Here is an 8336-nt window from a genome sequence, read left to right as displayed (position 1 = left end):
TGCTATCGGTGCGGGTGCTCAGTCCCCGATCCCGATCGGGCTGTTCAACCATCGGTGTTCGATGCCGACGACCTCACCGGACCAGTCGAGCGCGCCGAGCAGCCACAGCGTCGCAGCAACGATCAATGCCGTGAGCAACCCGCCCAGGATCTGCACGATCGCGCCTTGCCGGTGGAACCAGTGCATCACCTTGTCGTAACGCTCCTTGGCGTACGCCAGCAGCCGCCGCGCCCACTCGAACTCGGTGGCCAGGATGCCGAGGCCGACGAACACGATCGCCCAGCCCGGACCGGGATACGGAATCGCGAGGATGCCGACGGTGAGGACGGCCAGACCGACCACTCCGACAACAATGCGGTAAACGAACTCGGCCCGCGGCCGGTCCCGCAGCCGGTCGCGCCGGCGCGCCCAGCGTCGTCGCATCCCGGGTCGCTCTTGATCCGTCACGGTTGTCCCGGCAGGAGTTTGACGAACAGTGCCTCCGCCTCGGCCAGCACCGCCTCACCATCGAGCAGCCGTCCGGTGACGAAGATCTTCCGCCCGTCGGTGCGATCGATGCCCGCGTCGACCTGCAGCTCCTTTTCGATGGGCGCGATGCTGCGGTAGTCCACGTGCAGATAGGCGGTGCGCTGCTTCAGGCTTCTGGAGAGCTTGAATGCGGTGAAGCCGAGCAGCGAGTCGAACATCAGCGCCACCGCGCCGCCGTGCACCGCGCCATTGCGGCCGAGGTGAAACCGGCGAAAACGAGCCACCCCGCCGATCCGCTCGTCGGGGGTCTTCTCCAGCTGCACCGGCACCTGCATGATGTTGCCGCGGTTAGGCAGGTCCATGCGACGACCGGACGGTGAATTCCATTCGTCGGCGTCGTAGGGCGCCAGCAGGTCGGATACCGCTTCGATCAGGTCGGCGGCCTTGGTGATCACGTCGTCGGGAGCATCGACCGCGCGGGCATGGTCCTGCAGGTCGCGGACGGCCTCGACGAAGCGGCCATAGTCCGGTCCGCCGTGGCTGGTAGGTACCGGCGGGTTGAACCCGCCACCGGCATGCGCCTCGTTGGGATCGGTGGCCACCCGCTCACCGTATTGCCTGGCACCTCAGCCGGCAGATGCGGCGTTGCTGAGCGTCTCGAACTCCTCGTCGGACAGCGTGATCTCGGTGGCCGCGACGTTCTCCTCCAGGTGGGCCACCCGCGAGGTGCCGGGGATCGGCAGGATCACCGGCGAGCGCCTGAGCAGCCAGGCCAGTGCGAGCTGGGACGGGGTGGCGTTGTGCTCTGCGGCGATGCGCTGCAGCGGCCCGTCGGGTGCGGCCAGCGGCCCCGCCGCCAGCGGGAACCACGGGATGAAGCCGATACCCGCGGCTTCGCATGCCTCGAGAACCGGTTCGGCGGTGCGAGCGCTGAGGTTGTACATGTTCTGCACCGACACGATCGGGGTGATCTGCCGGGCGGCTTCGAGCTGCTCGATGTCGACCTCGGACAGGCCGATGTGGCGGATCTTGCCCTCGCGTTGCAGTGTGACGAGTTCGCCTATCTGGTCTTCGGCGGGAAACTTCCTGTCGATGCGGTGCAGCTGGAACAGCTCGATGCGGTCGACGTCGAGCCGGCGCAGGCTCATCTCGCACTCCTGGCGCAAATAGGCCGGAAATCCGAGCACCGGCCATTCGTCGGGCCCGGTGCGCAGCAGGCCGGCCTTGGTCGCGACGACGAGGCCGTCGGGATAGGGATGCAGCGCCTCGCGGATCAGTTCTTCGGAAACGTAGGGACCGTAGGAGTCGGCGGTGTCGATGAAGTTGACGCCGAGCTCGACCGCGCGTCGCAACACCCGGATGCATTCGTCGTGATTCTCCGGCGGGCCCCACACCCCCCTACCGGTCAATCGCATGGCGCCGAAGCCGAGTCGGTTGACCGTGAGGTCGCCGCCGAGGGTGAACGTTCCCGATGCGTGAGCGGCAGTTGACGTGGTCACTTCACCGACCGTACGCCCGGTGATGCATGGTGAGCGGGTGAGACTGAGTGACCTTGCGAACCTGCCGCTGACCTACCGCGAGGTCGGCGCGACCGCGGGCCCGCTGCCCGCGGGATATCACCACGTATGCAAGTCCGCGGTGATCGGCCGGGGCCGGCATCGCTTCGACGAGGCCGCGGCGAAGGTGATGCGCTGGGCCATGCTGCGCGGGGCCGGCGTGCGGGTCGAGCCGAGCACCGAGGTCGCTGCCGTTGGGTCGGAGGTGCTCGTCGGCCTCGGCCCATTGCGTGCGCCGTGCCGGGTCGTCTATGTGATCGACAAAGCCGACCACCGCGGGTTCGCCTACGGCACGCTGCCGGGCCATCCCGAATCGGGTGAGGAGCTGTTCGCCGTCCGCTACGACCCGGCGAGCGGTGAGGTGTACGCCGAGGTCACCGCGTTCTCCCGGCACGCGACGTGGTGGAGCAGGCTCGGCGCGCCGGTCACCTCTCTCGCGCAGCGGATCATCACCTCGCGGTACCTGACGGCGCTGTAGCGGGCGGGACGGACCGGGCGGCGACGTCGAGGTGATAGGACAGGATCGCCAGCGTGAACAGGCCGATTGACATGTTGAGCAGCGCGCCGAAGCCTTGGGTGGCGAAGTCGACCAGGGCGTTGAGCAGCGTGGAGACCAGCGCGGCGTTGCGCAGCCAGACCAGCGGCCAGACGCTGTCGGTGCGATGCCGCGCAATCATCGCCGGCAGCGCCATGCCAAGCGTGAGACCGGAGCTGACCAACAAGATGACCGTCGCGACGCTCAACCCGGCAAGTTCGAGAGTGACCTGGTTGTCCTCGTACAAATAGCCGCCGAGCGCGACACCGAGGACGCCGAAGAAAACGCTCAGGAACGCGCTGCAGACCATGAGCCAGCCCAGGATCGGCACCCACCGCGGGCTGCGCAGAAAGCCGGGGATCAACCGAATTACGCTCTGCTGCAACGCGTATAGCCGATCCGACGCGGGATCCGCCGACAACAGCAGCGCCCGCACGTTCGCCACCTCGTCAGTGTCGGCTCCCCGAGCCCGGGCCTGTTCGGCGAGGCTCAACCCGATCTCGCGCCGCCGGACTGCCAGCCCACGCGCGACGCCGTCGGCCGCGATCGCGGCCGCCGACGCCAAGCATTCCTGAGCGCTGAGCGGCCGGAAATCCCGGATCACCCGCGCGCCGACAAGGATCAGCACCACCAGGATGTACATGATCTCGGCGGCGGGACCGTAGAAGTAGTCGTTGTCCTTGGTGACGAACTTGCCGACCTCGTCGAGAAACAGCCCGAACCCGATCCCGCCGAGCACCACGCAGACCGTTCTGGCGCCGAAGCCGAGGACTAGGCAACCAATGATCAGGGCCAACATCATCAGCGCACCGCCGTAGAGCGCGTGCGCAATGTGCAGATCGCCGCCGCCGACCTGCGGATATCCGGTCAGCTGCAGGTACAGCCGGGTGATCAGGATGGTCGCAATCGCGATGATGATGAACGCTTCGGCGGCGCCAGGACCCGTAGCGCTGCGGGTGATCTTGCCGTGGCGAGCTCGCCGTTGACTGTTCATGGTTCCTCCGCTTTACGCCCGCGTTAGCCTTAGAAATCTATCGGAGCACGACGATCGGATATTGCTGGTGAATGATCCTGGCCAGGTGGAAAACACCCATCGACGCATCGCCGAAATCGTGCAGGAACTGTACGCCCGGCCAGACGCCGATTCTGACACCGTCATCGCGGAGCTCGCCGAGCACGCGGCCGTCGAAATCCCCGGTGCCCAGTACGCCGGGGTAACGGTGACTCGCAACGCCAAACACATCGACACCCCGGCGGCGACACACAAGTGGCCGATAATGCTCGACGAGATCCAGCAGCGCCACCGCGAAGGGCCGTGCCTGACCGCGGCATGGGACGAGAAGACGATCCACGTCGCGAACATCGAGACCGATGGACGGTTTCCGCTGTACGCGCAAGATGTGTTGGCGCAGACCCCGATCCGGTCGGTCATGGCGTTTCAGCTGTTCGTCGCCGGCGAGACCATGGGCGCGCTCAATGTCTACGCCGGTACGCCGAACACGTTCGGTCCGGAGACCAGGGACATCGGGCTGGTTTTCGCGGCTCATTCGTCGGTGGCGTGGAACGCGGCCCGCCGCGACGAGCAGTTCAAGAAGGCGCTGGCCAGTCGTGACCTCATCGGACAGGCCAAGGGGATGGTCATGGAGCGCTACGGCATCGACGCCATTCAGGCCTTCGATCTATTGCGCAAGCTGTCCCAGGATTCCAATGTGCCGCTGATCCAGGTCGCCACCGACGTCGTCGCGAAGCAACAGTCCTCGGACTGATCGCCTCCTTTCTGGCGACAACGCTGAGCTAATCCGTTTATCCCCCTGCCAGGTTGAGGGACTTGTTCAACCAGTCCAACACTGGCGGTGCGACCTCGTCGAGCGCCGACGCCGCAATGATCCAGTGCGGCAGCCCGGGATAGACCTGGTGATCGGCGTGATACCGGGCGGCGATTCGTCGCGATATCCATTGTGCGACATTGCGATCCGATCCTGCGCTCACGCAGAGCACCGGGCAGGTTACGTCGGACGCAGCCACCTTTGTGGAGGAAGCCCCGAGCGACATCTCCCGGAACACCCGGCCGGAATCGCGGACCAGTCGCGATAACAATTCGTCCTGTTCGACGGCGGGAAGGGTGTTGAGCGGCACTTCGCGCAGCGTGCGCGCCGACGGAAGAAACGGCTTGCCGGCGAGGATTCGCGGTAATAGCGGGAACAGGTGCGGCAGCGCTCGCAGCTGGGGCCACAGCACGCCGGGCGAAATGGATGCGAGCAGCACCGCCGCTGACGGCGTGCGCTCGCCTGCAATCTTCTGGGTCAGAAGGCCGCCCATGCTGTGGCCGATCACAATTGGCGGGCCGTCGAGTCGGTCGTAGGCGTCGAGCGCGACCTCGAAGCAGTCCTGGATGCCCGTTCGGGCCATGATGTCGTCGCTGGTGGGGTCGCGACCGGGCAGGGCGGGTGCGTGGCATTCGAAGCCTGCGTCCGCGAAGAAGCTGACCTATGGCTCCATGAGCGAGGGGCGGCCGAATACTCCGTGCAGAAAAAGGATCGAGGGTTATGAGCTGTTGCGTGTCGAGTGTATTTAAGTGTGCGTTAGTGTGTTCTAATCGGTGGTGTGAACCTGGCGGATTGGGCTGAGTCGGTTGGGGTGAATCGACATACGGCTTATCGCTGGTTTCGGGAGGGGACGCTGCCGGTGCCCGCGGAGCGGGTGGGCCGGCTGATTTTGGTCAAGATCGCCGCCGCGGCGTCGGGTTCGGCTGCGGGTGTGGTGGTGTATGCGCGGGTGTCCTCGCATGATCAGCGCGCGGATCTGGACCGCCAGGTAGCCCGGTTGACCGCGTGGGCGAGCACTCAGGACCTGTCTGTGGGGCAGGTGGTGTGCGAAGTCGGGTCTGGGCTGAACGGTAAGCGGCCCAAGCTGCGCCGCATCTTGTCAGACCCGGATGCGAGGGTGATTGTCGTGGAGCATCGGGACCGGCTGGCGCGCTTCGGGGTGGAGCATCTGGAGGCGGCATTATCTGCGCAGGGCCGCCGGATCGTGGTGGCCGATCCCGGTGAGACCACCGATGATCTGGTGCGCGACATGGTCGAGGTCCTGACCAGTATGTGCGCTCGGCTCTATGGGCGGCGCGGAGCACGCAACCGGGCGATGCGGGCGATCACCGCGACCAAACGCGATCCGGGCGAGGCCGCATGATCGTGGGGATGCGCACGCGCAAGCAGGCGGCTCGGGTGGCCGCTTTGACTGGTGGTGTCCAGCTGGCGGGTAAGCCGAAACCTGATGGGACGCCGACGTTGTCGCGGTATGTGGATGTCGGTGCGGATTTCGAGGCCCACCGGGGCGCGGTGGAGTCGGTGTCGGTGCTGTTCGACCTCTGTGACGGGGACGCCGATGGTTATGCCGCCACGGGCTCACCTGGTGTGACGCTGCCTACCGGGTGGACGGTGACGGCGGCGAAGTTCGAGGTCGACTGGCCCGCCGAACCGGACCGGGCGGCGCTGGTGCGGTCGCATTTCGGCGCCCGGCGTAAAGCGTTCAATTGGGGCCTGGCCCGAGTGAAGGCCGATCTGGACGCCGGCCGGGCCGATCCGGCGCACGAGCCGGTGCACTGGGATCTGGGTTCGCTGCGCAAGGCGTGGAACCGGGCCAAAGACACCGTGGCCCCGTGGTGGGCGGACAACTCCAAAGAGGCCTACTCGTCGGGGTTGGCCGATCTAGCACGGGGACTGGCCAATTGGAAGGCCAGCAAGAACGGCACCCGTCAAGGCCGGCGGGTAGGCTTCCCGCGCTTTAAGTCTGCCCGCCGCGATGCGGGCCGGGTGCGGTTCAGCACCGGGACCATGCGGGTGGAGGACGATCGGCGCACCATCACGGTGCCCGTGATCGGTGGGCTGCGGGCCACGGAGAACACCCGCCGGGTGCAACGTCACCTCGCGACCGGGCGCGCGCAGATCCTCAACATGACACTGTCGCAGCGGTGGGGCCGGCTGTTCGTCGCGGTCAACTACGCGCTACGCACACCCACCACCGAGCACACGGTTGCCCAGCCGACGGTGCGCGCCGGAATGGATCTGGGAATCCGGATGCTGGCCACGGTGGCCACCATCGACACCGCCACCGGCGCTGAAACTGTTATCGAATACCCCAATCCGGCCCCGCTCAAGGCCACGCTTGCCGCCCGCCGGCGGGCCGGACGTGAACTTTCCCGCCGCATCCGCGGATCGCGCGGCCACCGGGCAGCGAAAGCCAAGCTGTCGCGGCTGGACCGCCGGTGCGTGCAGCTGCGGCGGGAAGCCACCCACCGGCTCACCACCGAGCTGGCGGGCAGCTATGGCCACATCGTGATCGAAGACCTCGACGTGGCCGCCATGAAACGCAGTATGGGCCGGCGGGCGTTTCGCCGGTCGGTGTCCGATGCCGCGATGGGTCTAATCAAGCCGCAACTGGCGTACAAGAGCGCCCGTTGCGGTGGCCTGCTGACGATGGCGGATCGCTGGTTCGCATCCAGCCAAATCCACCACGGCCATACCACACCGGACGGCACGCCGTGCCGGCTGATCGGCAAGGGTCGCCTCGACAAGAAGCTGGTCTGCCCGCAGACCGGTGACGTCGTTGACCGCGACAGAAACGCTGCGCGCAACCTCCGTGACTGGCCGGATCACGCCAGTTGTGGTCCAGTCGGGACCACGGCCCCATCGGTACCCGGGCCAACCGGACCCTCGGTTGGTACAGGCCATGGCGCGGACGCCGGACCATCCGGCGCCGGCGGAGCTTCCACAAGTCCCCACCCTGGTGAGGCCGGAAGCGGCGAGGCCAGAACCCAAACCCCGCAAGGGGACGCCGCGTGAGCGTGTCACCAAAACACACTCAACGGCAACGGTTTGGCGTCGTCTGCTCTTTCAGGCGGCACGCCAATATGCACGGAATCGTGCGTGCAGGGTTCGGCCCAGGCGGAGCTACATCTCCTTATGCGGCACGTCGGTCACCACACCGCCGTCCATCACGAACTCGCTACCCGTGGCATAGGACGATTCGTCGCTGGCGAGGAAGACCACGAACGTCGACACCTCTTCCGGTTCGGCGGGGCGGCCGAGCGGAACTTTGACCATGTCCTCGGGAAGATGCGCGGTCATCGGGGTCCGGATGAAGCCTGGGTGGATGGAGTTGACTCGAATGTTCTTGGGCGCCAACTCGAGTGCCGCCGATTTGGCCAGCCCGCGCACCGCCCACTTGGACGCCACATACGGGTGAACAAAGGGGGCGCCGCGCAGGCCCTCGATGGACGACACATTGATGATCGATCCCCCGCCGGCGTCGATCATGGGTTGAATCGCCGCCCGCATGCCCAGGAACGTGCCGGTGAGGTTGACGTCGATGACCTTCTGCCACTCGGCCAGATCGAACTTCTTCAGCGGGCCCAGCGCCACGATGCCAGCGTTGTTGACCAGCACATTGAGCTTGCCAAATTCGGCAACCGCGGTGTCGACCGCGGCCTGCCACTGCTCTGGCTGGGTGACGTCGAGGTGGACGTAGCGCGCGGCGTCGCCGATCACGTCGGCCAGCGCCTTGCCCTCGTCATCGAGGATGTCGCCGATCACGACCTTGGCACCCTCCTTGACGAGCATCCGTGCGTGCGCCGCCCCCATGCCCCTGGCGCCGCCACTGATGAGCGCAACCTTGTCATCCACGCGTCCCATGCCGTGTTCTCCTCTTTCCTTGTCGCGCGCCCTAGTACTACAGCCGTAGATCGATTGTTGTCGGCGTGTTTGCGCTGTTAGGGGCGG

The 8336-nt window shown here is 66.4% G+C and carries 9 protein-coding genes and 1 pseudogene; 4 read left to right on the top strand and 6 right to left on the bottom strand.

Going from position 1 to position 8336, the window contains the following annotated elements; all coding sequences use genetic code 11:
- Positions 1-18: 18 nt before the first annotated feature.
- The 3 genes from ACRDU5_RS19870 to ACRDU5_RS19860 are packed head-to-tail and all read right to left on the bottom strand — an operon-like array spanning position 19 to position 1967.
- Positions 19-423 (bottom strand): TIGR02611 family protein, encoded by a 405-nt coding sequence (locus tag ACRDU5_RS19870; RefSeq protein WP_526616532.1) that lies wholly within the window; start codon positions 421-423, stop codon positions 19-21.
- 20 nt (positions 424-443) lie between these two features.
- Entirely contained in the window at positions 444-1070 is a 627-nt protein-coding gene (locus tag ACRDU5_RS19865; RefSeq protein WP_526616531.1) for a PaaI family thioesterase, read from the bottom strand.
- Positions 1071-1094: 24 nt separating this feature from the next.
- Positions 1095-1967 carry an aldo/keto reductase gene (locus ACRDU5_RS19860; protein ID WP_526616530.1) on the bottom strand — a complete coding sequence of 291 codons (873 nt, stop codon included), beginning with the start codon at positions 1965-1967 and terminating at the stop codon, positions 1095-1097.
- A 37-nt stretch (positions 1968-2004) separates the two neighbouring features.
- Between ACRDU5_RS19860 and ACRDU5_RS19855 the strand changes: the two genes are divergently transcribed.
- A complete protein-coding gene (locus tag ACRDU5_RS19855) occupies positions 2005-2502 on the top strand; it encodes a DUF1990 domain-containing protein (RefSeq protein WP_526616528.1) in 498 nt (165 codons plus the stop codon).
- Here the strand turns inward: ACRDU5_RS19855 and ACRDU5_RS19850 are convergent.
- On the bottom strand, positions 2474-3553 hold the full coding sequence (locus ACRDU5_RS19850; protein ID WP_526616527.1) for a hypothetical protein: 1080 nt from the start codon (positions 3551-3553) through the stop codon (positions 2474-2476). The genes ACRDU5_RS19855 and ACRDU5_RS19850 overlap by 29 nt on opposite strands.
- A gap of 67 nt (positions 3554-3620) precedes the next feature.
- Between ACRDU5_RS19850 and ACRDU5_RS19845 the strand changes: the two genes are divergently transcribed.
- Positions 3621-4325 carry a GAF and ANTAR domain-containing protein gene (locus ACRDU5_RS19845; RefSeq protein WP_526616525.1) on the top strand — a complete coding sequence of 235 codons (705 nt, stop codon included), beginning with the start codon at positions 3621-3623 and terminating at the stop codon, positions 4323-4325.
- A 37-nt stretch (positions 4326-4362) separates the two neighbouring features.
- Here ACRDU5_RS19845 and ACRDU5_RS19840 read toward each other — a convergent pair.
- Positions 4363-5022: pseudogene (locus tag ACRDU5_RS19840) on the bottom strand (alpha/beta hydrolase); the annotation flags it as partial.
- 141 nt (positions 5023-5163) lie between these two features.
- Here ACRDU5_RS19840 and ACRDU5_RS19835 point away from each other — a divergent pair.
- On the top strand, positions 5164-5748 hold the full coding sequence (locus tag ACRDU5_RS19835) for an IS607 family transposase (protein ID WP_526616524.1): 585 nt from the start codon (positions 5164-5166) through the stop codon (positions 5746-5748).
- On the top strand, positions 5745-7400 hold the full coding sequence (gene tnpB, locus ACRDU5_RS19830; RefSeq protein WP_526616523.1) for an IS607 family element RNA-guided endonuclease TnpB: 1656 nt from the start codon (positions 5745-5747) through the stop codon (positions 7398-7400). Before ACRDU5_RS19835 ends, tnpB begins: the two co-directional genes overlap by 4 nt.
- A gap of 108 nt (positions 7401-7508) precedes the next feature.
- On the opposite strand, the gene ACRDU5_RS19825 is transcribed toward tnpB, so the two are convergent.
- On the bottom strand, positions 7509-8249 hold the full coding sequence (locus ACRDU5_RS19825) for a glucose 1-dehydrogenase (protein WP_526616522.1): 741 nt from the start codon (positions 8247-8249) through the stop codon (positions 7509-7511).
- Positions 8250-8336: the final 87 nt, after the last annotated feature.

Source organism: Mycobacterium sp. (genome assembly GCF_050701515.1).
GTDB lineage: Bacteria > Actinomycetota > Actinomycetes > Mycobacteriales > Mycobacteriaceae > Mycobacterium.
The sequence above is the reverse complement of the archived record's forward strand: the minus strand, read 5'-3'. Positions and strand labels throughout refer to the sequence as shown.

Excerpts from the sequence above, each read along its gene's own strand:
- ACRDU5_RS19870 (WP_526616532.1), bottom strand. The coding sequence starts at position 423 with ATGCGACGACGCTGGGCGCGCCGGCGCGACCGGCTGCGGGACCGGCCG.
- ACRDU5_RS19850 (WP_526616527.1), bottom strand. The coding sequence starts at position 3,553 with ATGAACAGTCAACGGCGAGCTCGCCACGGCAAGATCACCCGCAGCGCT.
- tnpB (WP_526616523.1), top strand. The coding sequence starts at position 5,745 with ATGATCGTGGGGATGCGCACGCGCAAGCAGGCGGCTCGGGTGGCCGCT.
- ACRDU5_RS19825 (WP_526616522.1), bottom strand. The coding sequence starts at position 8,249 with ATGGGACGCGTGGATGACAAGGTTGCGCTCATCAGTGGCGGCGCCAGG.